Source organism: Pantoea osteomyelitidis (genome assembly GCF_044342975.1).
GTDB lineage: Bacteria > Pseudomonadota > Gammaproteobacteria > Enterobacterales > Enterobacteriaceae > Pantoea > Pantoea osteomyelitidis.
Window position 1 is genome coordinate 1 of sequence record NZ_JBGFSN010000001.1, and the last position, 25997, is coordinate 25997.

General features: G+C 55.1%; 22 protein-coding genes and 2 rRNA genes. 14 read left to right on the forward strand and 10 right to left on the reverse strand.

The features are described 5' to 3' along the window. Both ABU178_RS00005 and rrf read left to right on the forward strand, forming a co-directional pair. Positions 1-116 (forward strand): 23S ribosomal RNA (locus ABU178_RS00005); the annotation flags it as partial. A gap of 92 nt (positions 117-208) precedes the next feature. Continuing rightward, positions 209-324 (forward strand): 5S ribosomal RNA (rrf, locus tag ABU178_RS00010). A 93-nt stretch (positions 325-417) separates the two neighbouring features. On the opposite strand, the gene mobB is transcribed toward rrf, so the two are convergent. Beyond that, a complete protein-coding gene (mobB, locus tag ABU178_RS00015) occupies positions 418-921 on the reverse strand; it encodes a molybdopterin-guanine dinucleotide biosynthesis protein MobB (RefSeq protein WP_397210739.1) in 504 nt (167 codons plus the stop codon). Beyond that, the gene (gene mobA, locus ABU178_RS00020) at positions 918-1493 is read right to left on the reverse strand and encodes a molybdenum cofactor guanylyltransferase MobA (protein ID WP_397210741.1); all 576 of its coding nucleotides are present in this window, start codon (positions 1491-1493) and stop codon (positions 918-920) included. Before mobA ends, mobB begins: the two co-directional genes overlap by 4 nt. 75 nt (positions 1494-1568) lie before the next feature. Between mobA and ABU178_RS00025 the strand changes: the two genes are divergently transcribed. The 5 genes from ABU178_RS00025 (at position 1569) to ABU178_RS20340 (ending at position 7073) form a co-directional block, all read left to right on the forward strand. Then, complete coding sequence (locus ABU178_RS00025; RefSeq protein ID WP_397210743.1) at positions 1569-1838, forward strand: YihD family protein; 270 nt, start codon at positions 1569-1571, stop codon at positions 1836-1838. A gap of 63 nt (positions 1839-1901) precedes the next feature. Beyond that, entirely contained in the window at positions 1902-2888 is a 987-nt protein-coding gene (locus ABU178_RS00030) for a serine/threonine protein kinase (protein WP_397210745.1), read from the forward strand. A 26-nt stretch (positions 2889-2914) separates the two neighbouring features. After that, on the forward strand, positions 2915-3544 hold the full coding sequence (gene dsbA, locus ABU178_RS00035; RefSeq protein WP_397210747.1) for a thiol:disulfide interchange protein DsbA: 630 nt from the start codon (positions 2915-2917) through the stop codon (positions 3542-3544). 406 nt (positions 3545-3950) lie between these two features. After that, entirely contained in the window at positions 3951-6737 is a 2787-nt protein-coding gene (gene polA, locus ABU178_RS00040; protein ID WP_397210749.1) for a DNA polymerase I, read from the forward strand. A gap of 288 nt (positions 6738-7025) precedes the next feature. After that, positions 7026-7073 carry a spot 42 RNA, inhibition of DNA synthesis gene (locus ABU178_RS20340; RefSeq protein ID WP_071892919.1) on the forward strand — a complete coding sequence of 16 codons (48 nt, stop codon included), beginning with the start codon at positions 7026-7028 and terminating at the stop codon, positions 7071-7073. 76 nt (positions 7074-7149) lie between these two features. Here the strand turns inward: ABU178_RS20340 and yihA are convergent, their stop codons facing one another. Then, positions 7150-7785, reverse strand: coding sequence for a ribosome biogenesis GTP-binding protein YihA/YsxC (gene yihA / locus ABU178_RS00045; RefSeq protein ID WP_397210751.1), 636 nt, complete (start codon positions 7783-7785; stop codon positions 7150-7152). Between the two features lie 552 nt (positions 7786-8337). On the opposite strand from yihA, the gene yihI reads away from it, so the two are divergent. Both yihI and hemN read left to right on the forward strand, forming a co-directional pair. Continuing rightward, positions 8338-8847, forward strand: a complete 510-nt coding sequence (yihI, locus tag ABU178_RS00050) for a Der GTPase-activating protein YihI (protein WP_397210753.1) — start codon at positions 8338-8340, stop codon at positions 8845-8847. 235 nt (positions 8848-9082) lie between these two features. Continuing rightward, the gene (gene hemN, locus ABU178_RS00055) at positions 9083-10456 is read left to right on the forward strand and encodes an oxygen-independent coproporphyrinogen III oxidase (RefSeq protein ID WP_397210755.1); all 1374 of its coding nucleotides are present in this window, start codon (positions 9083-9085) and stop codon (positions 10454-10456) included. Between the two features lie 47 nt (positions 10457-10503). On the opposite strand, the gene glnG is transcribed toward hemN, so the two are convergent. From glnG to glnA, 3 genes are all read right to left on the reverse strand, one after another. Continuing rightward, positions 10504-11913 carry a nitrogen regulation protein NR(I) gene (glnG, locus tag ABU178_RS00060; protein ID WP_397210757.1) on the reverse strand — a complete coding sequence of 470 codons (1410 nt, stop codon included), beginning with the start codon at positions 11911-11913 and terminating at the stop codon, positions 10504-10506. Positions 11914-11920: 7 nt separating this feature from the next. Then, positions 11921-12970 carry a nitrogen regulation protein NR(II) gene (gene glnL, locus ABU178_RS00065; protein WP_397210759.1) on the reverse strand — a complete coding sequence of 350 codons (1050 nt, stop codon included), beginning with the start codon at positions 12968-12970 and terminating at the stop codon, positions 11921-11923. A 140-nt stretch (positions 12971-13110) separates the two neighbouring features. After that, positions 13111-14520 carry a glutamate--ammonia ligase gene (gene glnA, locus ABU178_RS00070; RefSeq protein ID WP_397210761.1) on the reverse strand — a complete coding sequence of 470 codons (1410 nt, stop codon included), beginning with the start codon at positions 14518-14520 and terminating at the stop codon, positions 13111-13113. A 436-nt stretch (positions 14521-14956) separates the two neighbouring features. On the opposite strand from glnA, the gene typA reads away from it, so the two are divergent. From typA to fabY, 5 genes are all read left to right on the forward strand, one after another. After that, positions 14957-16780 carry a ribosome-dependent GTPase TypA gene (gene typA, locus ABU178_RS00075; protein ID WP_397210763.1) on the forward strand — a complete coding sequence of 608 codons (1824 nt, stop codon included), beginning with the start codon at positions 14957-14959 and terminating at the stop codon, positions 16778-16780. A 211-nt stretch (positions 16781-16991) separates the two neighbouring features. Beyond that, entirely contained in the window at positions 16992-17588 is a 597-nt protein-coding gene (yihX, locus tag ABU178_RS00080) for a glucose-1-phosphatase (RefSeq protein ID WP_397210764.1), read from the forward strand. A 3-nt stretch (positions 17589-17591) separates the two neighbouring features. Beyond that, positions 17592-18461: a virulence factor BrkB family protein gene (locus ABU178_RS00085; RefSeq protein WP_397210766.1), complete on the forward strand. Its 870-nt coding sequence runs from the start codon at positions 17592-17594 to the stop codon at positions 18459-18461. Further along, positions 18458-18895 carry a D-aminoacyl-tRNA deacylase gene (gene dtd, locus ABU178_RS00090; RefSeq protein ID WP_397210768.1) on the forward strand — a complete coding sequence of 146 codons (438 nt, stop codon included), beginning with the start codon at positions 18458-18460 and terminating at the stop codon, positions 18893-18895. Before ABU178_RS00085 ends, dtd begins: the two co-directional genes overlap by 4 nt. 59 nt (positions 18896-18954) lie before the next feature. After that, positions 18955-19908, forward strand: coding sequence for a fatty acid biosynthesis protein FabY (gene fabY, locus ABU178_RS00095; protein ID WP_397210770.1), 954 nt, complete (start codon positions 18955-18957; stop codon positions 19906-19908). Between the two features lie 34 nt (positions 19909-19942). Here fabY and ABU178_RS00100 read toward each other — a convergent pair whose 3' ends face one another. The 4 genes from ABU178_RS00100 to trmH all read right to left on the reverse strand — a co-directional run bounded on the left by ABU178_RS00100 (position 19943) and on the right by trmH (position 25996). Then, a complete protein-coding gene (locus ABU178_RS00100; RefSeq protein ID WP_397210772.1) occupies positions 19943-21622 on the reverse strand; it encodes an AsmA family protein in 1680 nt (559 codons plus the stop codon). Between the two features lie 130 nt (positions 21623-21752). Next, the gene (locus ABU178_RS00105) at positions 21753-23138 is read right to left on the reverse strand and encodes an NCS2 family protein (RefSeq protein ID WP_397210773.1); all 1386 of its coding nucleotides are present in this window, start codon (positions 23136-23138) and stop codon (positions 21753-21755) included. Between the two features lie 87 nt (positions 23139-23225). Beyond that, positions 23226-25304, reverse strand: coding sequence for an ATP-dependent DNA helicase RecG (gene recG / locus ABU178_RS00110; RefSeq protein WP_397210775.1), 2079 nt, complete (start codon positions 25302-25304; stop codon positions 23226-23228). After that, the gene (gene trmH / locus ABU178_RS00115; protein WP_397210777.1) at positions 25301-25996 is read right to left on the reverse strand and encodes a tRNA (guanosine(18)-2'-O)-methyltransferase TrmH; all 696 of its coding nucleotides are present in this window, start codon (positions 25994-25996) and stop codon (positions 25301-25303) included. Before trmH ends, recG begins: the two co-directional genes overlap by 4 nt. Position 25997 lies beyond the last annotated feature (1 nt).

Genomic DNA, 25997 nt, shown 5'->3' on the forward strand with positions numbered 1-25997 from the left:
CTGACCCCCAGAGGGTCCTGAAGGGACGTTGAAGACGACGACGTTGATAGGCCGGATGTGTAAGTGCAGCGATGCATTGAGCTGACCGGTACTAATGACCCGTGAGGCTTAACCTTACAACGCCAGAGGCGTTTTTGAGAGAGTTTCAGCTTGTTCACCGGATAAGTCCGGCGTGGCCTGAAGGGGCGGCGCGGGAAAACAGAATTTGCCTGGCGGCTGTAGCGCGGTGGTCCCACCTGACCCCATGCCGAACTCAGAAGTGAAACGCCGTAGCGCCGATGGTAGTGTGGGGTCTCCCCATGCGAGAGTAGGGAACTGCCAGGCATCAAATCGCGACGAAGCCCCGTACTGACGTACGGGGCTTTTTCGTATCTGCTGTATCTTAAACAAAATCAACGTTTGCCAGATCAACAACCGCTACTTTTTTAGCCAGTTGCTGATAAAAGCCGCAATAATTTCAGGCTGATTAATATCCAGTAGAGGTAATGAGACGTTAAGCGCGCAATTGCTGGCTACCGCAATAACATTCCCGTCGAGCAATTCCTCAACACCACCTTTTGCTCCTGCACGCCATAGAACGATCTTCGGCACCGCTTCACCCTTAAATCCCTCTACCAGCACAATATCCAGCGTCGTTGCATCCATACGACTCGCCAGATAGTGCAGATCTACCGCATCGCATTCAGGCGTCTCGCTCATCAATGCCCAGCGCTGCTGACTGGCCACTAATACCTGATCGGCACCTGCTTTGCGTAATTCGTAACTGTCTTTCCCCGGCGTATCGACATCCATCTGATGATGGGTATGTTTAATCAGCCCCGGGCGTATTCCATACGCCTTCAGCAAGGGAATCAGCTGTTTTAACAGCGTCGTTTTACCGGTTCCGCTCCAGGCGACAAAGGCCAGCAAAGGTACTGTCATGATCGATCTCCCAGCCGCGCCAGATCGTCCGGCGTATTGATATTGCTGAATGCCAACTCATCATCCGTAAAATCCACAGCATATCCTCCTTCCTGCTGAAGAAAATGCATTAGCCGACGTTCGCCGCGCTGCAAATACGCTTCAAGCGCATCAGCCAGGCGACGATGCACCAGCGCCAGCGCCGGATGATCGCGCTGTGAAGAACGCACCCAGACGGCCGGAGCCTGCGCTTTGTGCTGCCACAGCCGCGCAACGTAATCTTCAGGAATAAAAGGCGTATCACAGGCGCAAAACGCAGCCCAGTCAGTCTCTGTGGCGCGTAGCGCGCTGAGCATACCCGCCAGCGGGCCGGGAAAATCGGGCAGCGTGTCGCCAATTACAGCGACGCCGCTCAGCTGGTACTGGCTAAGGTTACGATTGGCGCTGATCAGCAGATGATCTACCTGCGGCTTCAGACGCTGCAATACATGCTGATAAAGCGGTTGTCCGTGGAACTGTAGTAATCCCTTATCCTCTCCGCCCATTCTGCGGCTCTGTCCGCCAGCCAGAATCACGCCGGTAATTGCTGACATGAAAACAACTCCTCGCTTTTCATTGAAAAATAACCCTGCTAACGTAGCGGATAATTGCGATTAAAGGAGATGACAATGAAATGCCAACGCCTGAACGAACTCATTGAGTTGCTGCAACCCGCATGGCAAAAAGAGCCAGACCTCAATTTAGTGCAATTCTTGCAGAAACTGGCGCAGGAATCTGGTTTCAGTGGCCCGTTAAGTGAATTAACCGATGATGTATTGATTTATCATCTTAAAATGCGTGACGCGGATAAGCAGGCAGAAATTCCCGGATTGCAGAAAGATTATGAGGCGGATTTCAAAACCGCCCTGCTGCGGGCGCGCGGGGTAATTAAGGAGTAAGGCCAGGGTAACGAGTAATGCTATCCTTACCGCTCACAGTAAAAGCAACACACAGGCAAAATGATGAGCGAAGCAGCCTTTAACTTCCACACGCTAAATCCTGATGTCATTCTCGATGCGTTATGGGAATCAGGGCTACGCGTCGAATCAGGTTTAACCGCGCTGAACAGCTATGAGAATCGCGTATATCAGTTCAGCGACGAAGATAAACGTCGCTACGTAGTGAAGTTTTATCGTCCCCAGCGCTGGAGCGCCGACCAGATTGAAGAAGAGCATCAGTACGCGCTCGACTTGCTGGCAGATGAGGTTCCGGTCGCCGCGCCGCTCAGGCTTCAGGATAAGACGCTGAACGAACATGCCGGATTCTGGTTCGCTGTATTCCCCAGCTTAGGCGGCCGCCAGTATGAGACAGATAATGAAGAGCAGATGGAGTGGGTAGGACGCTTCCTCGGGCGTATTCATCAAACCGGCCGTAAAAGCCTGTTCCGACATCGTCCTGATATGGGCCTGGATGAATATGTTCATCAACCGCGTCAGCAACTTGAGCAAAGTTCGTTGGTGCCGTCAGCGCTGAAAGATCCCTTACTCAACGTACTGGATAAGCTGATTGCGACTTTGCAGCAGCGCTGGCACAACAACTGGCTGCCCTTACGTCTTCATGGCGATTGCCATCCGGGTAATATTCTCTGGCGCGAAGGCCCGTTTTTCGTCGATCTGGACGATGCGCGTAACGGACCGGCCGTGCAGGATCTTTGGATGTTAATTAATGGCGATCGTCAGGAGCGGCTTATCCAGTGGGATATTTTGCTCGAAGCCTACGGTGAATTCGGCGATTTCGATATTAATGAATTGTCACTGATTGAGCCTTTACGGGCGATGCGCATGGTTTATTATTTGGCCTGGGTTGTGCGTCGTTGGCAGGATCCCGCTTTTCCCCGCGCCTTTCCCTGGATGACCGACGAGGATTTCTGGCGCAGGCAGATTTCCCTTTTTACCGAGCAGGAGAAGTTGTTACAGGAACCTCCTTTACAGCTGACCCCGCAATTTTAATGAAGAAGTCAGGAGAATTTTTCCCAATGAAAAAGATTTGGTTTGCGCTGGTTGGTCTGATGCTGGCTTTCAGCGCCTCCGCTGCACAATTCACCGATGGCAAACAGTATGTAAGCCTGCCGAAACCTGTTGCAGGTGAACCTCAGGTCATGGAGTTCTTCTCTTTTTTCTGTCCGCACTGCTATCAGTTTGAACGTATTTATCATGTCAGCGACGCGGTCAGAAAAAATCTGCCGGACAACGTGAAGGTGACTAAATATCACGTTGATTTCCTCGGCGGCGATTTCGGTCCGGTTGTTACCCAGGCGTGGGCCGTGGCGATGGCGCTGGGCGTAGAAGATAAGGTCACTGCGCCTATTTTTGATGGTATTCAAAAAACGCAGACCATCACCGATGCAGCCAGTCTGAAAGAGACTTTTATTAAGGCAGCGGGTATTTCCTCCGGCGATTACGATGCCGCCTGGAATAGTTTTGCGGTCAAAGCGCTGGTCGCTCAACAGCAAAAAGCCGCCTCGGATGTTGACCTGCGCGGCGTACCGGCAATATTCGTGAATGGCAAATATATGGTAAACAACGGCGGCCTTGATACCAGTTCAATGGATAACTTTGTTGCTGATTATGCCAACGTAGTGAAGTTCCTTGTTGATCAAAAATAATCGCAGCGCATCGTTTTTTTCACGCCGGCAATGCCGGCGTTTTTTATTTTACTTACCAAATACAGGCGTATTCTTAGAGCAGGAAATAATGCCGGCCAGCCATAGACTTTTTAAGCATTAATTTAATATCCACATTGGACTTTATGTCATTAAAAAGCCATTTCACTTCACGGAAAATTCATAACCCTTTGTTTATAAAATATTTTTATGTGTAAATTAAAGAATAATAACGTAAATAACAAGACGTTATGATTTTTACGCACAAAGTTATCCACAGGTTGATCCTTGCGATCCGCGCCGTATAACCGCGAAAATTTCCCCTGAAAGCCAGCGCAAATTCAACATTCTCGCTAAGCTGTGGCATCCTTATAGTTCTGACTATGGCTAACGAAGAAAACAGAGACCTATGGCGCAAATTGCAGACAATCCCCTGATTCTGGTTGATGGCTCATCCTATCTTTACCGCGCATATCACGCTTTTCCGCCGCTGACGAATAGTGCAGGCGAGCCAACCGGCGCCATGTATGGTGTACTCAACATGCTGAAAAGCCTGCTGATGCAGTACAAACCGAGCCATGTTGCTGTGGTCTTCGATGCTAAAGGAAAAACTTTCAGGGATGCGTTATTTGAGAACTATAAATCCCACCGTCCCCCTATGCCGGATGATTTACGCGCCCAGACTGGCCCGCTGCATGAAATGGTGAAAGCGATGGGACTGCCGTTGCTGGCAGTCAGCGGCGTGGAAGCCGATGATGTAATCGGAACGCTGGCGCTCGAAGCAGAAAAAAAAGGCCGTTCAGTACTGATCAGCACCGGTGATAAAGATATGGCGCAGCTGGTCTCGCCAAATATCACCCTGATCAACACCATGAGCAATACGATCCTCGGCCCGGAAGAGGTTGAGCAGAAATATGGTGTTCCACCCGCGCTGATTATCGATTATCTGGCGCTGATGGGCGACTCCTCAGATAACATTCCCGGCGTGCCGGGCGTGGGGGAAAAGACGGCGCAGGCGCTGTTGCAGGGCCTGGGCGGCATGACATCGATCTATGACAATCTGAATAAAGTTGCCGATCTCAGCTTCCGTGGCGCAAAAACCATGGCAACCAAGCTGGAGCAGAATAAAGAAGTCGCTTTTCTCTCTTATCAGCTGGCCACAATTAAAACCGATGTGGCGCTGGAACAAACCTGCGAGCAGCTGACGGTAAACGAGCCGGATGTCGAAGCCTTACAGGTTTTGTTCAGCCGCTACGAGTTCCGCCGCTGGCTGACAGATTTGCAGGAAGGAAAATGGTTGCAGGGTAAAAAGAGCAATCCGCAGGCGCAAAAAGTCCTGGCGGAAGAGGAGGCTGAGCAGCCGGAAGCAACCAGCATTCTCTCTGCTGATGGCTATGTCACTATCCTTGATGACAAGACGCTCGATGCGTGGCTTGAAAAGATTAAACAGAGCGATGTTTTCGCCTTCGATCTGGAAACAGATTCACTGGATACCCTGAGCGCCAATATTGTCGGGATTGCCCTTGCGGTTGCGCCTGGCGAAGCGGCTTATCTGCCGGTTGCCCATGACTATCTGGATGCGCCGCCGCAGCTGGATCGCGATGCGGTATTGCAGCGCCTTAAACCGCTGCTGGAGGACAAGAGCCTGCTCAAAGTAGGGCAGAACCTCAAATACGATCGCGGCGTGCTGAAGAATTACGACATTGAGCTGGACGGTATTAAGTTCGATACCATGCTGGAGTCCTACATGCTTAACAGCGTGGTGGGCAAACACGACATGGATAGCCTCTCTATGCGCTGGTTGAAACATAAAACCGTTACCTTTGAAGACGTTGCCGGGAAAGGTAAAAACCAGCTGACGTTCAACCAGATCGATGTGGTTCAGGCTGCCCACTACGCGGCGGAAGATGCCGACGTCACGCTACAGCTTCACTTGAAAATGTGGCCGGAACTGGAAAAGGCCAACGGACCGAGGAGGGTCTTTGAAGAGATTGAAATGCCGCTGCTGACGGTAATTTCCCGTATAGAGCGCAACGGCGTCTTGATCGATCAGGCTATCCTCGCCAAACATTCTCAGGAACTGACCACGCGGCTGGCCGAGCTGGAAAAGAAAGCTCATGAGCTGGCGGGTGAGCCGTTTAATCTCTCCTCAACGAAACAGCTTCAAACCATTTTGTTTGAAAAGCAGGGAATCAAGCCGACGAAAAAAACGCCGGGCGGCGCGCCTTCCACCAGTGAAGAGGTGCTTGCCGAGCTGGCGTTGGATTATCCACTGCCGAAAGTGATTCTGGAGCATCGCGGTCTTTCAAAGCTAAAGTCGACTTACACCGATAAGCTACCGCAGATGATCAATCCGCTCACCGGTCGCGTACATACCTCTTATCATCAGGCTGTGACCGCAACGGGCCGTCTCTCCTCAACCGATCCGAACCTGCAAAATATCCCGGTGCGTAACGACGAAGGTCGACGTATTCGTCAGGCTTTTGTCGCGGCGAAAGGAAACCGCATCGTGGCGGCGGATTACTCGCAAATCGAATTGCGCATCATGGCGCATCTTTCTCAGGACAAAGGACTGCTGGAGGCGTTTGCTCAGGGTGAAGATATCCACCGCGCCACGGCGGCGGAAGTCTTCGGCATGGCGCTGAGTAAGGTGACCAGTGAACAGCGCCGTAGCGCCAAAGCGATTAATTTTGGTCTGATTTACGGTATGAGCGCCTTTGGCCTTTCCCGTCAGCTGAATATCGGAGCCGGAGAAGCGAAGAAATATATGGACCTTTATTTCGAGCGTTATCCCGGCGTTTTACGTTACATGGAAAACACGCGCCAGCTGGCGGCGGAAAAAGGCTACGTTGAGACGCTGGATGGCCGCCGTCTCTGGCTGCCTGATATCAAATCCAGCAACGCTATGCGCCGTAAAGCCGCAGAGCGCGCCGCGATCAACGCCCCGATGCAGGGCACCGCGGCGGATATCATCAAGCGCGCCATGATCGATGTGGATGCCTGGCTGCAGCAGCAGAAATCTGATGCGGTAAGGATGATCATGCAGGTGCACGATGAACTGGTTTTTGAAATCAACGCGGATGCGGTTGAAGAGGCCAGCAAACAGATTCGCCATCTGATGGAAAACAGCATGAAGCTGGACGTTCCGCTGCAGGTTGAAGTCGGTGTTGGCGACAACTGGGATCAGGCGCACTGAGTCGCTGGTACTGATTTTCAGGACGCGTTCTGAAAAACGTACCTGAGATCAGCTATAAGAAAACCGTTTGGTTAATCGGTTCAGCGTTTTCTGAAAAGGACCTTTTCAGAAGCGGTTTTCTAACTGGTTCACTGCTAAGCATTTTTTTCATCATTAGACTACAAGCGAAGAGTGTTTTTGTGACGGACCTGGTAAAAAAAACCTTATTCCATGAAAATTAACTACAAAAAATTCTTTGTGGCCCTGAGAAAATCAGGTAAAGTTTAACGCGTAGGGTACAGAGGTAAGATGTTCTATCTTTCAGACCTTTTACTTCACGTAATCGGATTTGGCTGAATATTAGCCGCCCCAGTCATCATATGACTGGGGCGTTTTTTATTGGTTTTTTCTGGAAAAAGGCCTTTGCAGAAGGTTACGCTTGCGGCTCTGCCTCTTCTTCGGCGGGGGCTATATCATTAAACCAGGCGTCGAGCTTGTTACGCAGCTTGTCTACGCCCATCTTCTTCAGCGAAGAGAAGATTTCCACCTGAACATCACCCATAAAGGCCAGCGAGGCCTCGCGCACCATAGTTAACTGAGCTTTACGCGCGCCTGATGCCAGCTTATCCGCTTTGGTCAGCAGCACTAACACCGGAATTTGGCTCTCCACGGCCCACAGAATCATCTGCTGATCGAGATCCTTCAGCGGATGGCGAATATCCATCAGCACCACTAAGCCCTTTAACGCGTTGCGCATCTGCAAATATTCGGCCAGCGCACGCTGCCATTTGCGTTTCATCTCTTCCGGCACTTCGGCATAGCCGTAGCCGGGTAGATCGACCAGTCGTTTTCCTTCCGTGACTTCAAACAGGTTGATGAGCTGAGTGCGGCCAGGGGTTTTACTGGTACGCGCCAGACTTTTCTGGTTGGTTAAGGTGTTCAGCGCACTGGATTTACCTGCATTGGAGCGCCCGGCAAAAGCCACTTCGATGCCGGTATCCGCAGGCAGATGACGGATATCAGGTGCGCTGGTGACAAAATGGGTAACGTGATAATTCAGAGAAGACAAGGTAAGACTCCGGAAGCTTTATTCAGGGCAATGGCGCTGATTATACCTGTTATGGTGCGAAAGTGCCCGAAGGCTTCATTCGAGAAATTTTTGTCAGAAATGTGCGATATGTGCTGCCAGCGATCTGCGCCATCCGGGGCTGCGTTTAATATTTAATAGTTATTTTTCAATGAATTATAAAAAAATTGCTGTGGTATTATCCTGATTTTTGAAAAAGTGCGACTTGTGCGTTTTGCCGGTTGGTCTACAGTTGTTGTCAGTGCACGGCAGCACCCATCAGGAGGATGCGCTCAGGAGCGTCAGGAAGATAAGGAGCGAAGGAGCAGGAACGGGTCAACGGAACGGCCAACAGGGACAGGGATACTCTCAGGACAAGAGCAGGCGCAGGATAAACCGGGACGTTGCGAGCCAGAATGGACTCAACGAGCGTTTCCTTCGTATGAAGGTGCGAAAAAAGGCGACAGCATGAGCTGTCGCCTTTTTTCTTGGTCGGCTTTCTGCTAGATTTCGCCGCAATTCTATACTGAATGAAAACCGCCGAGACTGGACACCATGAAGCAACCTGCACGAGCCGCGCGCGGCAAGCCCGCCGCTAAACGCAAATCGCGTGAAGATCTGAATATTGAGGCACGCGACCGCAAGCGCGAGAAAAAACATCGCGGTCATGCTTCTGGCAGCCGTGCTCATCCGGAAGCGCAAAGCCAGAACAAGCAGGGCGGCGCAAAAGCGAAAGATCCCCGTATCGGCAGTAAAAAACCGATTCCGCTGCTGGCGGAAGGGCAAACTGTGAAAAAACCAGCCGCTGAGCCTGTGGCAAAACCGAAAAAAGCGCGTATGACACCGGCAGAAGAGCTGGAAAAGCTGGAAAACGATCAGCGTCTGGATGCCTTATTGGATCGTCTGGAAAATGGCGAGACGCTGCCTGCGGAAGAGCAGGCCTGGCTGGATGAAACGCTGGATCGCATTGATGTGCTGATGGAAGAGTTGGGCATCGAACTGGACGACGATGCTGACGATGAGCAGGCTGAAGAGGACATGCTGCGTCTGCTGAAAGGAAACTGAGTCTGAATTGATCGGCATGCGCTGCGGTGCATGCCGTGCTAAACAGGTATTCACCTATGCTTTGGCCTGGATCAATTTTCGCGCTTCTGCTGACATGTTATCTGCTTTGGTTATTGATTAAACTACGTCGGCTGTCGCGTCTGAAGTCGCGTTTGCGGCGGGCTCAATTCCGTCGACCTGTTTCCTCTTCTGCTGCGCGGCCTTCTCTCAGAAGACGTCACCGCAAGGAGTAAACATGTCATCGCAGCAGATCGAGTGGGACCAGGCGCTAATCGAAAAATATAATTACGCCGGGCCTCGCTATACCTCCTATCCCACCGCACTGGAATTCAGCGAAAGCTTCAGCAATAACGACTTGCTGCACGCCATTGCGCGCTATCCTGAACGACCGTTATCGCTCTACATTCATATTCCTTTTTGTCACCGGCTCTGTTACTTCTGCGGCTGCAATAAAATCGTGACGCGGCAAAGCCAGAAAGCGGATCGCTATCTGGATGTGCTGGAGCAGGAGATTCGTCAGCGCGCGCCGCTATTCCGCCAGCGTCACGTCAAACAGCTGCACTGGGGCGGCGGCACGCCGACTTTCCTTAATAAAACGCAAATCACTCGGCTGGTGACTCTGCTGAAACAGCAGTTTCATGTTGAACCTGACGCTGAGATCTCCATTGAGATTGATCCACGTGAGATCGAACTGGATGTACTGGATCATTTACGCGCGTTGGGTTTCAACCGGCTCAGCATGGGCGTCCAGGATTTCGATAAAGAGGTGCAGCTGCGGGTTAACCGGGTACAGGACGAACAGTTTATCTTTGCGCTTATCCAGCACGCCCGTGAATTGGGTTTTGCTTCCACCAATATTGACCTTATCTACGGCCTGCCAAAGCAGACGGCGGATAGCTTTGCCTTTACGCTAAAGAAAGTGATTGAGCTGAATCCCGATCGTCTCAGTGTTTTCAACTATGCGCATCTTCCCGCCCTGTTCGCCGCGCAGCGTAAAATCAAAGAAGCGGATTTACCCGACGCGCAACAGAAGCTCTTGATTCTGCAGCAGACCATCGAGACGCTGACGCAGCAGGGTTATCAGTTTATCGGCATGGATCATTTTGCCCGACCGCAGGATGAACTGGCGGTGGCGCAGCGTAACGGTGAGCTGCACCGGAATTTCCAGGGCTATACCACGCAGGGCGACAGCGACCTGCTCGGTATGGGCGTATCGGCAATCAGCATGATCGGCGATTGCTATGCCCAGAACCAGAAAGAACTGAAAGCCTGGTATGCCAACACAGAAGAGCAGGGGCACGGGTTATGGCGCGGGCTGGCGCTGACGCCTGATGACTGCCTGAGACGTGAGGTGATCAAGGCGCTGATTTGTAACTTCGCGCTCGATTACCATTGCATAGAGAAGCAGTGGTCGATTCGTTTCGAAGAGTATTTTGCTGAGGATTTGGCGTTGCTGGCGCCGCTGGTGGCAGACGGGCTGGTGGAGCGCAGCGAGAAAGGCTTGCAGGTCACTGGCCGTGGAAGATTGCTGATCCGCAATATCTGCATGTGCTTTGATGTTTACCTGCGGCAAAAAGCGCGTATGCAGCAATTTTCGCGCGTGATATAAAGCAGGCAGCGGAGCAACAGCTGTTGCTCCGGCCGGCATTGTTGTGGTTACTCCATTCCTAACTCTTTCAGCTTACGGGTCAGGGTATTGCGTCCCCAGCCCAGTAACCTGGCGGCTTCCTGCTTGTGTCCCTGAGTGTGACGCAGCGCGGTGGTGAGCAAGGTGCGCTCCATTTCCGGTTGCGCTTCAGAGAGCAGGTTTTGATGACCGGAACGCAGCGCGCGGTCCGCCCATTGCGCCAGCAGAGTTGCCCAGCTATCCGGCAACGACTGAACCGGACTTTCCGGCGTGCCGGATTCAAACAGCTCTGTCGGAAGATCCTGAATCAGCACTTCCTGACCGGCCGCCATTACCGTCAGCCAGCGGCAGGTGTTTTCCAGCTGGCGCACGTTGCCGGACCAATGCAGTCGCGTCAGCGCCGCTTCGGTTTCGGGATGAAGAATCTTCGCTTCTACGCCCAGCTCGCGCGCAGCAACCTGTAAGAAGTAGCGCGCCAGACGCGGAATATCCTCACGACGTTCACGTAAGGGCGGCAGATGGACGCGGATAACGTTCAGACGATGGAACAGATCCTCACGAAACTTGCCTTCCTGTACGCGCATTTCCAGGTTCTGGTGCGTAGCGGCGATAATGCGCACATCTACTTTTACCGGCGCATAGCCACCAACGCGGTAGAACTGACCGTCAGCCAGCACGCGGAGCAGACGCGTCTGCACATCCAGCGGCATATCGCCGATCTCGTCAAGAAACAGCGTGCCGCCATCGGCCTGTTCAAAACGGCCCTGACGAATCTGATTGGCGCCGGTAAAGGCGCCTTTTTCATGACCGAACAGCTCAGACTCGATCAAATCCTTAGGAATGGCCGCCATATTCAGGGCGATAAAAGGCGCTTTCGCGCGCGGGCTGTGGCGATGCAAAGCATGCGCAACCAGCTCCTTCCCGGTCCCGGACTCACCGTTAATCAGCACGCTGATAGAGGATCGCGACAGACGACCAATGATGCGGAACACATCCTGCATCGCCGGCGCCTCGCCGATGATATCGGTGGTCGGACCGCTTACCGGCTGATTACGCGGCGGCTGCTGCTCCTGATAGTGGCTGATGGCGCGTTCTACCAGCGCTACCGCTTCATCGATATCAAACGGCTTCGGCAGATAATCAAACGCCCCTTGCTGGTAGGCGCTGACCGCCGCATCCAGATCGGAGTGCGCCGTCATGATGATCACCGGCAGCATAGGATGACGCTGTTTAATCTGCTTCAGCAGGGCCAGACCGTCCATGCCCGGCATACGAATATCCGACAATAATACGTCCGGGGTTTTAGTGGCGAGCGCGTCCAGCACTTCGTTACCGCTGTCAAAGGTTGCACAGCTCAAACCGGCTCCAGTGAGCGCACGTTCAAGCACCCAGCGGATGGAGCTATCGTCGTCGACGATCCAGACTATCCCTCGTTGCATAGAAACCTCACTGGCGAATGGGCAGGTAAACCGAGAATTCGGTATGACCGGGCCAACTGTTAAATTCTATTTTTCCTGAGTGCTGATCGATCAGGCTACGGGCAATCGACAGACCAAGACCGGTGCCGCCTTCGCGTCCGCTCACCATCGGATAGAACAGCGTATCCTGTAGCTGAGCCGGAATGCCGGGGCCATCATCTTCGATATCGATACGGGCCACCAGACGATAGCGTGTTCCGTGCAGCGTTAACTGAAACGCGGTGCGGGTGCGCAAAATTATGGTGCCGCCTTCTTCGCCCAGCGCCTGTAGCGCGTTACGCACGATGTTAAGCAACACCTGTTCAATCTGATCGGGATCGTGCGGCAGTTCCGGCAGGCTGGGATCGTAATCACGTACCAGCGACACGTTTTCCGGTAACTCCATCGACACCAGATTTACCACGCGCTCGGCCACCTGATGGATGCTCTGGGTCACATGCATACCCGGCTGCTGCGGTCCCAGTAGCCGGTCCACCAGATTTCGTAACCGGTCCGCCTGCTCAATAATGACTTTGGTATATTCGTTCAGCGACGGATCGGGCAACGCTCTGGAGAGCAATTGCGCCGCGCCGCGTAAACCGCCCAGCGGGTTCTTTATTTCATGCGCCAGACCGCGTACCAAATCGCGGGCCGCTACCTGCTGCGCGTGTTGAATTTGTTCCTGACTGAGGCGGCGCTGGTTATCCATCGGCGCCATTTCCAGCAGGAGTAAACCCTCGGGCAGGCGTTGCGCCGTCAGCGACATAATATGCGCGCGGCCATCCACCACTAAGGTCACCTCGCTGTCGGTAAAACCCTGGCCGGCTGCAAGACTCTCGCGCATCACATCGATATTCAGCGAAAAGTAGCCGATTAAATCAGGAAGCGGTGTGCCGAACAGTTTACGTGAGCTCTGTGCCAGTAGTTGCTGCGCAGCCGGATTGGCGTAGCGGATAACCAGGTCGTTATCAACCAGCAAAATACTGTTAATCAGGGAGTTGAGAATCTGCCCAGCATCGGGCAGCGTGCCAGTTGCCATACAGCGTTCCTCTGCACCAGTTTGGTGCATTATAGTCATTAAGCCAGCGGCTCGTTATATGAACGATGAATTCGTGGAGAAAAAAGCCCATCCGAAGATGGGCTGAAAGTTTCCACGGCAACAAAAAGCGTCAAACCAGATTAAACGCTGTAGTAAAGTTCGAACTCTACCGGGTGCGGCGTCATGCGAACGCGGTCGTTTTCAGACTTACGCAGTTCGATGTAGGCATCGATGGCGTCGTCAGTGAATACGCCGCCACGAGTCAGGAACTCACGGTCTTCGCCCAGCGCGATCAGCGCTTCTTCCAGAGAACCAGCCACTTTTGGAATCTCAGCTTCTTCTTCCGGCGGCAGGTCATACAGGTTTTTGTCCATGGCATCGCCAGGATGGATCTTGTTGATGATGCCGTCGAGGCCAGCCATCAGCAGCGCAGTGAACGCCAGGTACGGGTTAGCAGCCGGATCCGGGAAGCGAGCTTCGATACGACGCGCTTTCGGGCTGGCTACAACCGGAATACGGATTGATGCAGAACGGTTACGGGCAGAGTAAGCCAGCATAACCGGTGCTTCGTAACCCGGAACCAGACGCTTGTAGGAGTTGGTGGTCGGGTTCGCCAGGGCGTTGATCGCTTTAGCGTGCTTGATGATGCCGCCGATGTAGAACAGCGCGGTTTCAGACAGGCCGCCATATTTGTCGCCAGCGAACAGGTTAGTGCCACCTTTTGACAGTGACATGTGGCAGTGCATACCAGAACCGTTATCGCCAAACATCGGCTTCGGCATGAAGGTCGCGGTTTTGCCGTACGCGTGGGCAACGTTGTGCACCACATATTTGTAGATCTGAATTTCGTCCGCTTTTTTGGTCATGGTGTTGAAGCGGGTAGCCACTTCGTTCTGACCAGCGGTAGCCACTTCGTGGTGATGCGCTTCAACCACCAGGCCCATCTGCTCCATGGTCAGACACATGGCGGAACGGATGTCCTGAGCGGAGTCGACCGGCGGAACCGGGAAGTAACCGCCTTTGATGCCCGGACGGTGGCCTTTGTTGCCGCCTTCGTATTCTTTGCCGGTGTTCCAGGCCGCTTCAACGTCGTCGATAGCAACGTGCGAGCCGGAAGTGGAAGAACCGAAACGGATGTCGTCGAACAGGAAGAATTCCGGCTCAGGTCCAAACAGGACGGTATCAGCGATGCCAGATGAACGCAGGAAATCTTCCGCACGTTTGGCGATGGAACGCGGGTCGCGATCGTAGCCCTGCATGGTGCCCGGCTCAAGAATGTCGCAGCGGATGATCAGCGTCGGGTCTTCGAAGAACGGATCCATTACCGCAGTGGTTGCGTCCGGCATCAGCACCATGTCTGATTCGTTAATGCCTTTCCAACCGCCGATGGAGGAGCCATCGAACATTTTGCCTTCTTCGAAGAAGTCAGCGTTAACCTGGTGCGCAGGAATAGTAACGTGCTGTTCTTTACCTTTGGTATCGGTAAAACGCAGGTCAACAAACTTTACTTCGTGCTCGTTCATCATCGAGAGAACGTGTTCAGCGGACATACTCAACTCTCCTGGAAATGGTCATTGTTGTCGTGGTAAGAGAACCTCAGTTTCTGGAATGCGTCACGTGGCGCGTACATCCCTGAACCAAGATCTCGACAAGCTGTTTCAACCGTCGTGCAACTGTGGTTTTCGCTTAAGAGTAATAAAGCGAATTCTGTGCCAACTTTTTTATATCAGCTAAAATGGCGCTTTTATGCACCTTCAGATGACAGGTGAGCTGCACCACGATGGATAATACGCACTAATTTGGTGCTGGTGGTGAACAGTTGAGCACTAATTTGGTGCATTATCCGGCTTCAGTGCAATTCTTGCACTGAATTTGATGCTAAAACCCGCCACTACGATAAACTTTAAGAGGAAACTGTGATCGTGTTCAGTATTCCGCTTAATCCGTGTACAATAGCGCGCTATTTCTAATGCCTGAGGCAAAGCTGTGATCGAAAATTTGCGTAACATCGCCATTATCGCGCACGTTGACCATGGTAAGACCACCCTGGTTGACAAACTGCTGCAACAATCTGGTACCTTCGATGCCCGCACCGAAGCGACCGAGCGCGTAATGGACTCCAACGATTTGGAGAAAGAGCGTGGGATTACCATCCTCGCGAAAAACACCGCCATCAAATGGAATGACTACCGTATCAACATCGTTGATACCCCGGGACACGCCGACTTCGGCGGCGAAGTAGAACGCGTCATGTCCATGGTGGATTCGGTGCTGCTGGTTGTCGATGCGATGGACGGCCCGATGCCGCAAACGCGTTTCGTGACCAAAAAAGCTTTCGCCCATGGCCTGAAGCCAATTGTGGTGATCAACAAGGTTGACCGTCCGGGCGCGCGTCCTGACTGGGTTGTGGATCAGGTATTCGACCTGTTCGTTAACCTCGACGCGACCGATGAGCAGCTCGACTTCCCGATTATCTTTGCTTCTGCGCTGCAGGGCATTGCCGGTCTGGATCACGCCGATATGGGCAGCGACATGACCGCGCTCTATCAGGCGATCGTCGACCACGTCGCTCCTCCGCAGGTGGAAGCGGACGCGCCGCTGCAGATGCAGATCTCTCAGCTGGACTACAACAACTACCTGGGCGTGATCGGCATTGGCCGCATCAAGCGCGGTAAAGTTAAGCCGAACCAGCAGGTTACCGTTATCGACAGCGAAGGTAAAACCCGCAACGGTAAAGTCGGTAAAGTGCTGGGCCACCTGGGCCTGGAGCGTATCGATACTGACCTGGCGGAAGCGGGCGATATCGTTGCGATCACCGGTCTGGGCGAGCTGAACATCTCCGACACCATTTGCGATCCGCAAAATGTCGAAGCGCTGCCTGCGCTGAGCGTGGATGAGCCGACCGTTACCATGTTCTTCAACGTCAACACCTCGCCGTTCTGCGGTAAAGAAGGTAAGTACGTGACCTCTCGTCAGATCCTTGAGCGTCTGAACAAAGAGCTGGTACACAACGTTGCGCTGCGTGTGGAAGAGACCGAAGATTCTGATGCGTTCCGCGTGTCAGGTCGTGGTGAGCTGCACCTCTCCGTACTGATCGAAAACATGCGTCGTGAAGGCTTTGAGCTGGCGGTTTCCCGTCCGAAAGTTATCTTCCGCGAAATCGATGGCCGCAAACAAGAGCCGTTCGAGAACGTGACGCTGGATATCGAAGAGCAGCATCAGGGCGCGGTCATGCAGGCGATGGGCGAGCGTAAAGGCGACATGAAAAACATGGACCCGGATGGCAAAGGCCGCGTACGTCTCGACTACGTGATCCCAAGCCGTGGTCTGATCGGCTTCCGTAACGAATTCATGACTATGACCTCCGGTACGGGTCTGCTGTACTCCACCTTCAGCCACTACGACGACGTGCGTCCGGGCGAAGTGGGTCAGCGTCAGAACGGCGTACTGATCTCCAACGGTCAGGGCAAAGCCGTAGCGTTTGCGCTCTACAGCCTGCAGGATCGCGGTAAGCTGTTTCTCGGTCACGGTGCGGAAGTTTATGAAGGCCAGATTATCGGTATTCACAGCCGCTCCAACGACCTGACGGTTAACTGTCTGACCGGTAAGAAGCTGACCAACATGCGTGCTTCCGGTACTGATGAAGCGACCACGCTGGTTCCGCCGATCAAAATGACCCTTGAACAGGCGATTGAGTTCATTGATGATGACGAACTGGTTGAAGTTACCCCGACTTCCGTTCGTATCCGTAAGCGTCATCTGACCGAGAACGATCGTAAGCGTGCATCACGCGGCAGCAAAGACGTGTAATTACCGTCTTTACTCTGCGCAGAAGCCCCGCCTCCGGCGGGGCTTTTTTTTTATCCAGGCTAAACTATATCGTTGGCGACAGCAGCCAGGCTGCTCTCTCACCACACAATATGCGGCAGATTCCAGATTCCATCTTTCTCTCCGGCCCTGTCTGTTCAGCGTCATGTTTTGCCGCTAGAGTGAATGATCCAGGGAATTAAAGGAGAGCGTCATGCTGTATATCTTCGATTTAGGCAATGTGATTATCGATATCGATTTCAATCGCGCACTGGGCGTCTGGAGCGACCTGGGACGCGTGCCGCTGGCTTTGTTGCAAAGCAGTTTCCAGATGGGTGAAAACTTTGAACAGCACGAGCGTGGCGAAATCAGCGATGAAGAATTTGCGGCGTCGCTCTGCGAACAGCTTGATGTCGCACTGAGCTACGAACAGTTCACCGCCGGCTGGCAGGCGATCTTTGTGGGCGCTCGCCACGACACGCTCTCGTTGATGAAACAGCTGCGTGCGCAGGGCGATCGTGTGGTAATCCTGTCAAACACCAACCGCCTGCACAGCGAGTTCTGGCCAACGCAATATCCTGAAGTTCAGCTGGCAGCGGATAAGCTTTACCTCTCCCAGGAGCTGGGTATGCGTAAGCCGGAGGCGCAAATCTATCAGCATGTGCTGAATGAGGAAGGCTTCACTGCCGATCAGGCGCTGTTCTTTGATGATAATCAACAGAATATCGATGCAGCGCGCGCGCTGGGTATCGAAAGCGTGCTGGTTACCGACAACAAAACGGTACCGGGCTGGTTTGCCGGCCGCCTCTGATTTATGTCATTGCGACATTTACGCCATTCGACACACGTTTTTTTTGGCTGGCTGAAACTGTTGTGGCATCGCATTGACGACGACGGCATGACGACGCAGGCGGGTAATCTCGCCTTTGTCTCGCTGTTGGCGCTGGTGCCCTTTGTCGCGGTGGTCTTTTCTCTGTTTGCCGCATTTCCGGTGTTTGCCGATGTCAGTCAGCAGTTAAAGCACTTTATTTTCACCAATTTTGTGCCGGCAGCGGGCAATATCCTCCAACGCTATCTTGAACAGTTCGTTGCCAATGTGAACAGGATGACGGCAGTAGGCGCGGTGGGCTTAATCATTACCGCCCTGCTGCTGATGCATACCATCGATACTGCGTTGAATGAAATCTGGCGCAGCCATAAAAAGCGGCCGCTGGTTTACTCCTTTGCCGTTTACTGGATGATTTTAACCTTAGGCCCGCTGTTAGCCGGGGCGAGCCTGGCGATCAGTTCTTATCTGCTCTCGCTGCGCTGGGTGAGCGTATCGGGCGTGACCAGCCTGATCGATCATATCCTGCGCGTCTTTCCGCTGTTGCTTTCCTGGCTGGCGTTTTGGCTGCTCTACAGCATTGTGCCGACACGTCGCGTGCCGCCGCGCGATGCGTTGATTGGTGCGCTGGTGGCCGGGGTGCTGTTTGAGTCAGGGAAAAAAGCCTTTGCCCTCTATGTTACGATGTTTCCCTCATTCCAGATGATTTATGGCGTGCTGGCGGTGATCCCGATTCTGTTTCTGTGGGTTTACTGGACCTGGTGTATCGTGTTGCTGGGAGCCGAAATCACCGCTACCCTGGATGATTACCGTCAGCTAAAACGGCAGGAACAAGAAAAAGAACGAGAGGAAACATGATTGCTTTGATTCAACGCGTGTTGAACGCCAGCGTCACCGTCGACAACGTGGTGACCGGGGAGATTGGTCAGGGGTTACTGATTTTGTTGGGCGTGGAAAAAGGCGATGACGAGAAGCGCGCCGAACGCCTGGCAGAACGCGTACTGGGATATCGAATCTTCAGCGACGAAAACGGCAAGATGAACCTTAACGTACAACAGGCAGGCGGCAGCGTGCTGGTGGTTTCGCAATTCACGCTGGCGGCCGATACGCAAAAAGGGATGCGTCCCTCTTTTTCAGGCGGCGCGGAACCTGCCGAAGCCGAGCGGCTTTATCACTATTTTAGCGACTGCTGTCGTCAGCAGGGCATCACGACGGCCAATGGCCGTTTCGCCGCCGATATGCAAGTGGCGCTGGTCAACGATGGTCCGGTCACCTTTTGGTTGCAGGTGTGAGGTTATCAGCCGAGCGGCAAGGGAACAGCCACGCAAGCTCCGAACGAGAGAAACACTTTATGTATCACCTTCGCGTACCGCAAACGGCAGAGGAGCTGGATATCTATTACCAGTTCCGCTGGGAGATGTTACGAAAGCCGCTGCGCCAGCCGCAGGGCTCTGAGCGCGACGCCTGGGACGCGCTGGCGCACCACCAGATGGTGGTTGACGAGCAGGGGGATCCGGTCGCCGCAGGACGGCTTTATATCAACGCCGACAACGAAGCCTCTATTCGCTTTCTCGCCGTGCATCCCTCGGTGCAGGGAAAAGGGTTAGGCACGCTGGTGGCGATGACGCTGGAGTCCGTGGCCCGTCAGGAAGGGGTGAAGCGCGTAACCTGTAGCGCGCGTGAGGATGCCGTAGAGTTCTTCGCCAAGCTGGGGTATATCAACCAGGGCGAAATTACCGCGCCGCAATCCACGCCGCTGCGCCACTTTCTGATGATCAAACCGGTAGTGACGCTGGATGATATTCTGCATCGCGCCGACTGGTGCGGACAGCTCCAGCAGGCGTGGTATGAGCATATCCCGCTGAGCGAAAAAATGGGCGTGCGCATCCTGCAATATACCGGGCATAAATTTATCACCACCATGCCGGAAGCGGGCAATCAGAATCCCCATCACACCCTGTTTGCTGGCAGCCTGTTTTCGCTGGCGACGCTTACCGGCTGGGGGCTGATCTGGCTGCTGCTGCGCGAACGTCATCTGGGCGGCACCATTATTCTTGCTGACGCCCATATTCGTTACAGCAGGCCGATTACCGGCAGGCCGGGGGCAATCGCCGATCTCGGCTCGCTGAGCGGCGACCTGGATCGTCTGGCGCGCGGGCGTAAAGCGCGCGTGCAGCTGGAGGTGGAGCTGTACGGAAATGACGAATGCGGCGCGGTGTTTGAAGGGGTCTATATCGTACTGCCCGCCGATCCTGACGAGCCGCTGGAAGAGGGCGGTTCGGGCGCTAAACTCGACCCGCTGTAAAGCAGAAGAGGCTGACCGTCAGCCTCTTTTCATTTCAATGTACCTGTCCGGCCCGCATCGTTTGCTGTAACGATTGCGCATCGGTGGTGACGTTCAGCGAGCCGTTAACCGTCGGGCGCAGCGGCGCATCGGCAGGCAGCGCCCCCTTCAGCTCCAGCTGCAAATTGCTGCTGCCGTTCAGCGGTAACGTCGGCCAGCCCCAGTTATGCAGAATATTGACCGGCACCGCCTGGCCTTTCAGATTCAGCTGTAGCGGACGCGCAGGCTCTTGGCCCAGGATGGCGGTACCTTCCAGCAGGCCGTTGCCGCTAAAAGCGCTCATTTCCGTGACCTGGATCTTTTGATCGTCGGCGCTCAGCGCCAGCGACGGATGACGCAGATCGGTGCGGTTAAAGGTGGCCTGGGCGGCATTAAAGCTCGCTTTGCCTGCCCAGATGCCCCACTGATGCTGACGTGCTAATAGCAGGCTATCGGCGCTGCCGTCCAGCGCTGTCATCTGGAAGGGAAAGTCGGGGTTGATGTCGATAATCAGGTTGCGATTGGAGGTCAGCTTTTTCACCAGCACGCTATCCAGCCAGGCGGGCAAGGTCTCCTGCCAGCGATCGCGCCAGCTTTGCGGCAGCGTATACTCCAGCCCGGCCACCGCCAGCTCATCCAGCGTCAGGCGTTTATCGTCGCGCGTCCAATTGCCTGAGGCGCGGATCACGCCGTTAGCCCAGCGTGAGCTGAACTGCGTCAGGTCAATGCCTTGCGGCGTAAAGTCGAGGTTGATGATCGGATCGTTCAGCTCAAAGCGGCCATTGATAAAGTTGCTGGCATTCAGCGCCAGCGTACCGCCATCGCTCTGCCAGTCATCGCCGCGCCAGGTAATGTTTTTCAGCGTCAGATCGAGGTCGGTCACCGCCCAGTCCGGTCCCTGCAAACGCGCATCGGTCATATCCAGACGGGTTATCTGAATCGACGGCAGCTCGCGCAACGGCTGTAAAAAGCCGTTCAGGCTTTGCTCGCTTTGCAAACGGAGGTCGTTCAGATGCAGATTGCTGATTTTCCAGTTGCCCTGAGCATCGCGTTCCGCGCTGCCTGTCAGCGAGCCGCGCGCCAGATCGGCGCCGACGTTAGAGAGCAGCAGGCGGTCATGATCCACGCTGCCCTGCAGCAGCACGTTTTCACCCGCTACGCCATTCAGCGTCAGGCTGTTGGCGCTCATCTGGAAATGGGTATCTGCGCCCAGCATGTCATTCGCGCGCGGCTGCCATGGCACAAGGCCGCCATTGACCTGCTCTGCCTGTAAAGGCAGCGCGCTGTTCGGGCTGCCGATGTGCATATTACTGAGCTGCAGACGGTTCGCCTGTAGCGGCAAGGCGTTGTGCGGCGTCAGGTTGGCAAGATTCACCTCGCCATCTCGCAGTTCAATACTGCCGAAATGAAGCGGATTGCTGAACTGGATCAATGCCATGCCGAGATCGACGCGCTTTGCCACCACCACGGCGGGCTGACCGTCATGACCAAAGCTGAAGTTGTTAAGAATAACGTGCGAGGGCGATGAGAAATTGTGCTCAATCTTGGTGACGGAGAGATGGTATTCGGTTTTGTCGCTCACCCAACGGCTGAACCAGCCCGCGCCCCATTGCGTCTGCAACAGAACATAAATAACCACCAGACAAAGCAGTATCAGCAGCAGTAAGGTGAGGAAAAACTTTCCAATAAATTTCATCGCATCCATCCCGATTAAAGCCGGTCAGAGGTTGTTATGCCTGAATTACCGTTACAGCTCAACAGCCTGGATGTAAAGTCGGACAAATAGCGAGCAGAAAAGCGAGGCAGGCCGTGGCCTGCCTGCTAAATCACTTTTCCTGCGGGAAAACCAGGTTCAGCACGATGGCGGTGATGCCGCCAGCGGCAATCCCGGAAGAGAGCAGCGTTTTCAGCCAGTCCGGCGCGAATTGCAGGATCAGCGGCTGCTGGGAAACGCCAAGCCCGACCGCCAGCGACAGGGCGATAATCATGATGGCGCGGCGGTTCAGCGGCTCACGCGACACGATGCGTACGCCCGATGCGGCAATGGTGCCGAACATCACGATAGTCGCGCCGCCCAGAACCGGCTCCGGGATATGCTGCACAAAACCGCTCACCGCCGGGAACAGGCCCAGCAGAATCAGCATCAGCGCAACGACAAATCCCACATAGCGACTGGCGACGCCGGTGAGCTGAATCACGCCGTTATTTTGCCCGAAGCAGGAGTTAGGGAAGGTGTTGAACAGCGCCGAGACAAAGGAGTTCAGCCCGTTCGCCAACACGCCGCCCTTCAGACGTTTCATATAGAGCGGGCCGCTGACCGGCTGCTCAGAAACATCAGAGGTGGCAGTGATATCGCCAATGGTTTCCAGCGAGGTCACCATAAACACCAGCATCAGCGGGATCAGCAGATTCCAGTCAAAGCCGAGACCGTAGTAAAGCGGCGTGGGTACCGCAATCACCGGCTGCGTGGTCGATGCGGCGATCTCCGGCAGCATGCCGAGCGCCCAGGCGAGCAGATAGCCGATCGCCATCGCGATAACCAGCGAAGCGACGCGCAGGTAAGCATTGCGCTGGCGGTTCAGCAGAATAATCACCGCCAGCACGGCGCCTGCCAGCAGCAGGTTTTTCGGCGCGCCGAAGCTGTGATCGTTCATCGCGGCAAAGCCGCCGCCAATCGAGGTCAGACCAACCTGAATCAGCGACAGACCAATTATCATCACCACAATGCCGGAGACCAGCGGCGTGATCACGCGGCGCGCCAGATGCAGCACGCGCGACAGCACCATTTCGGTACAGGAGGCGACCATCAGCGTGCCGAACAGCGCGGCCATCATCGTCGGCACGTCCGCGCCGCCGTTTTTCAGCGCCATGCCGCCCATAATCAGCGGTGTAACAAAGTTAAAGCTGGTGCCCTGAATCGACAGCAGCCCGGAACCCACCGGTCCCCAGGTTTTGATTTGCAGAATCGAGGCAACGCCAGAGGCGAACAGCGACATGCTGATAATGTGCTGCGTATCCTGCGCGGGCAGACCCAGCGCCTGACAAATTAGCAGTGCAGGCGTGATCACCGCCACGAACATCGCCAGCAGATGCTGACAGGCGGCAAACAGCGTTTGCGGCAGCGGCGGACGGTCGTCGAGGCGATAAATCAGTTCGCTTTTGGTTTGGGCGGAGCGGCCGGAAGAGGTGATTTCCTGAGGATTGGCGGACATTTCTCTGTTCCCGAAAAACAAAGTGGCGATTGTAATCATCTGTCGGACAAAAGCAAACGTTTGCCTGTCTGGCTATAAAAGAGCGGCTTATACGTTGGTGTAGCGCTCGGTTTCTGGCAGCCAGCGCTCAATCAACGCTCCGGCCTGTTCCGGGTAGTGCTGATGAATATGGCGCGCCACACGTTGCACTTCGGGGATCATCGCCTGATCGCGCAGCAGATCGGCCACCTTAAACTCGGCGTTGCCGGTCTGGCGCGTGCCCAGCAGCTCGCCGGGTCCACGAATTTCCAAATCGTGCTGGGCAATAACGAAGCCGTCATTACTGTCGCGTAATACCTGAAGGCGTCTTTGCGCGGTTTTGCTTAACGGCGCTTTATAGAGCAGTACGCAATGAGAGGCGACGGCCCCGCGGCCCACACGACCACGCAGCTGGTGCAGCTGCGCCAGCCCGAGCCGTTCCGGGTTTTCGATGATCATCAGACTGGCGTTTGGCACGTCGACGCCCACCTCTATCACGGTGGTGGCGACCAGCAGCTGTAGCTCATTCGCCTTAAACGCCTGCATCACAGCCTGTTTCTCGGCGGGCTTCATGCGGCCATGCACCAGACCGATATTGAGATCGGGCAGCGCCGCTTTCAGTTCTTCCCAGGTGGCTTCCGCCGCCTGCGCTTCCAGCAGCTCCGATTCTTCAATCAGAGTACAAACCCAGTAAGCCTGACGCCCTTCCTGGCAGGCAAGTTGCACGCGGGCGATAATCTCGCTGCGACGGCTGTCAGGAATGGCGACGGTGGTTACCGGCGTGCGCCCTGGCGGCAGCTCATCAATGGTCGAGGTATCCAGATCGGCGTAGGCGGTCATCGCCAGGGTGCGCGGAATCGGCGTGGCGGTCATGATCAGCTGATGGGGATGAAAGCCCTGCTCCTCGCCTTTTTCCCACAGCGCCAGCCGCTGATGCACGCCAAAACGATGCTGCTCATCGATAATCACCAGCGCCAGCCCGTTAAACTGCACCTGCTCCTGGAACAGCGCGTGGGTGCCGACCACCATCGCGACCTGGCCGCTGGCGATCGCCCCCTGCTGCGCCTGACGCGCTTTGCCTTTCTGCTTGCCCGCCAGCCAGCCGACTTCAAGACCCAGCGGGGCAAACCACTGGCGGAAGTTAGTGGCATGCTGTTCCGCCAGCAGCTCGGTGGGGGCCATCAGGGCGACCTGTTTGCCATAAGCGATCACATCCAGCGCGGCAAGCGCCGCAACCAGCGTTTTGCCAGAACCCACGTCGCCCTGCACCAGGCGCATCATGGGAAAATCATTTGCCAGGTCGCGTTCGATTTCCGCCACCACGCGTCGCTGCGCGCCGGTAGGAGAAAAGGGAAGCGCGGCCAGCAGCTTATCGCTCAGCGTATGGCGTGGCGGCATCGGCAGGGCGTGATAACGCTGCGCCCCCGCACGCACTTCCAGCATGCTGAGGTTATGCGCCAGCAGCTCTTCCAGAATCAGACGACGCTGGGCCGGATGTCGGCCGCTTTCCAGCTCGCTCAACTTCAGATCTGGCGGCGGGCGGTGAAGGGTGCGCAGCGCCTCCGGCAGGCTGATCAGTCCGCCGCTCAGCTCGGGCGGCAGCAGTTCGGCGATGGGGCAGCTGTCGAGCAGAGTTAATGCCTGATCGGTAAGGTTGCGCAGCGTAGCCTGACGCACGCCTTCGGTGGTGGGATAAACCGGCGTTAACGTTTCCTGCAACTCCACGCCGCCATGCTCGCCCTGCACGCGATATTCGGGATGGATCATCTCCGCGCCGCGCTGGCCGCGTTTTATCTCACCGTATGCGGTAACACGGCGGCCAGGCGACAGGCTGTTTTTCATGCCGGCATTGAAGTTAAAGAAGCGCATCGTCAGCACGCCGCTGCTGTCGCCGATCTGGCACACCAGCATACGGCGGCGGCCAAAGGTGACGTCGGTATGCAGCACTTCTCCTTCCACCGTGGCCCAGATCCCCGGCAGCAGGTCGTTAATAGCGTAGAGTTGGGTACGGTCTTCGTAGCGCAGCGGCAGATGCAGCAGAAGATCCTGAATGGTATGCAGGCCAAGTTTGGCCAGTTTGGCTGCCTGGCTGGCGCCGACGCCGGTCAGGGTGCTGAGCGGGATGGCATCCAACAGGCGGCCTTTCATTTTTTACCCGCCGCCTGCATCGTGGCCCACCATTCAGCATCCGCTTCAGGCTCGCCCTGCGCATTGATCCAGGGGTACGGCAGACCCTTTTGTTTTGCCACGCGCGCCAGCACCGGATAACCGCCTTCGAACAGCAGGCGCTGCTGTTCAGCCTCATCCAGCAGGCTGTACTCGCGCTGGTACATCCCGGCATTCTGCCGCTGGCGCTGCGCTTCATAAAGGATTAGCGCTGAGGCCACGGAAACATTCAGCGACTGCACCATGCCGACCATAGGAATAATGATGTCCTGATCGGCCAGCGCCAACGCTTCCGGGGTAATGCCGGTTTTTTCCTGACCCATCAGGATACAGGTCGGGCGCGTGTAATCGATCTCGCGAAAGTCGACCGCCTTATCGGACAGATGCGTAGCCAGCACCTGCATTTTTTGTGCTTTAAGGTGGCTGACGGCGTCGGCGATGGTGCGGTGGGTGGTGACTTTCACCCAGCTGTTGCTGCCCGCGGATGAAGAGACCACGGTGCGCATGCGCTGGCTGGGCCAGACCGCATGCACCTCATGAATGCCCACGGCATCGGCGGTGCGAATCACCGCAGAAACATTGTGCGGCTTATGCACCTGTTCCATGCACACGGTGAGATCGTGCTGGCGCAGGGCCAGCATCTCGCGTATACGGGCAAAACGTTGAGCGTTCATG

What these genes read in the sequence shown, in the direction of transcription:
- mobB (WP_397210739.1), bottom strand. Translation starts at nt 921, where the DNA reads ATGACAGTACCTTTGCTGGCCTTTGTCGCCTGGAGCGGAACCGGTAAA.
- mobA (WP_397210741.1), bottom strand. Translation starts at nt 1,493, where the DNA reads ATGTCAGCAATTACCGGCGTGATTCTGGCTGGCGGACAGAGCCGCAGA.
- ABU178_RS00025 (WP_397210743.1), top strand. Translation starts at nt 1,569, where the DNA reads ATGAAATGCCAACGCCTGAACGAACTCATTGAGTTGCTGCAACCCGCA.
- ABU178_RS00030 (WP_397210745.1), top strand. Translation starts at nt 1,902, where the DNA reads ATGAGCGAAGCAGCCTTTAACTTCCACACGCTAAATCCTGATGTCATT.
- dsbA (WP_397210747.1), top strand. Translation starts at nt 2,915, where the DNA reads ATGAAAAAGATTTGGTTTGCGCTGGTTGGTCTGATGCTGGCTTTCAGC.
- polA (WP_397210749.1), top strand. Translation starts at nt 3,951, where the DNA reads ATGGCGCAAATTGCAGACAATCCCCTGATTCTGGTTGATGGCTCATCC.
- yihI (WP_397210753.1), top strand. Translation starts at nt 8,338, where the DNA reads ATGAAGCAACCTGCACGAGCCGCGCGCGGCAAGCCCGCCGCTAAACGC.
- hemN (WP_397210755.1), top strand. Translation starts at nt 9,083, where the DNA reads ATGTCATCGCAGCAGATCGAGTGGGACCAGGCGCTAATCGAAAAATAT.
- glnG (WP_397210757.1), bottom strand. Translation starts at nt 11,913, where the DNA reads ATGCAACGAGGGATAGTCTGGATCGTCGACGACGATAGCTCCATCCGC.
- glnL (WP_397210759.1), bottom strand. Translation starts at nt 12,970, where the DNA reads ATGGCAACTGGCACGCTGCCCGATGCTGGGCAGATTCTCAACTCCCTG.
- glnA (WP_397210761.1), bottom strand. Translation starts at nt 14,520, where the DNA reads ATGTCCGCTGAACACGTTCTCTCGATGATGAACGAGCACGAAGTAAAG.
- yihX (WP_397210764.1), top strand. Translation starts at nt 16,992, where the DNA reads ATGCTGTATATCTTCGATTTAGGCAATGTGATTATCGATATCGATTTC.
- ABU178_RS00085 (WP_397210766.1), top strand. Translation starts at nt 17,592, where the DNA reads ATGTCATTGCGACATTTACGCCATTCGACACACGTTTTTTTTGGCTGG.
- dtd (WP_397210768.1), top strand. Translation starts at nt 18,458, where the DNA reads ATGATTGCTTTGATTCAACGCGTGTTGAACGCCAGCGTCACCGTCGAC.
- fabY (WP_397210770.1), top strand. Translation starts at nt 18,955, where the DNA reads ATGTATCACCTTCGCGTACCGCAAACGGCAGAGGAGCTGGATATCTAT.
- ABU178_RS00100 (WP_397210772.1), bottom strand. Translation starts at nt 21,622, where the DNA reads ATGAAATTTATTGGAAAGTTTTTCCTCACCTTACTGCTGCTGATACTG.
- ABU178_RS00105 (WP_397210773.1), bottom strand. Translation starts at nt 23,138, where the DNA reads ATGTCCGCCAATCCTCAGGAAATCACCTCTTCCGGCCGCTCCGCCCAA.
- recG (WP_397210775.1), bottom strand. Translation starts at nt 25,304, where the DNA reads ATGAAAGGCCGCCTGTTGGATGCCATCCCGCTCAGCACCCTGACCGGC.
- trmH (WP_397210777.1), bottom strand. Translation starts at nt 25,996, where the DNA reads ATGAACGCTCAACGTTTTGCCCGTATACGCGAGATGCTGGCCCTGCGC.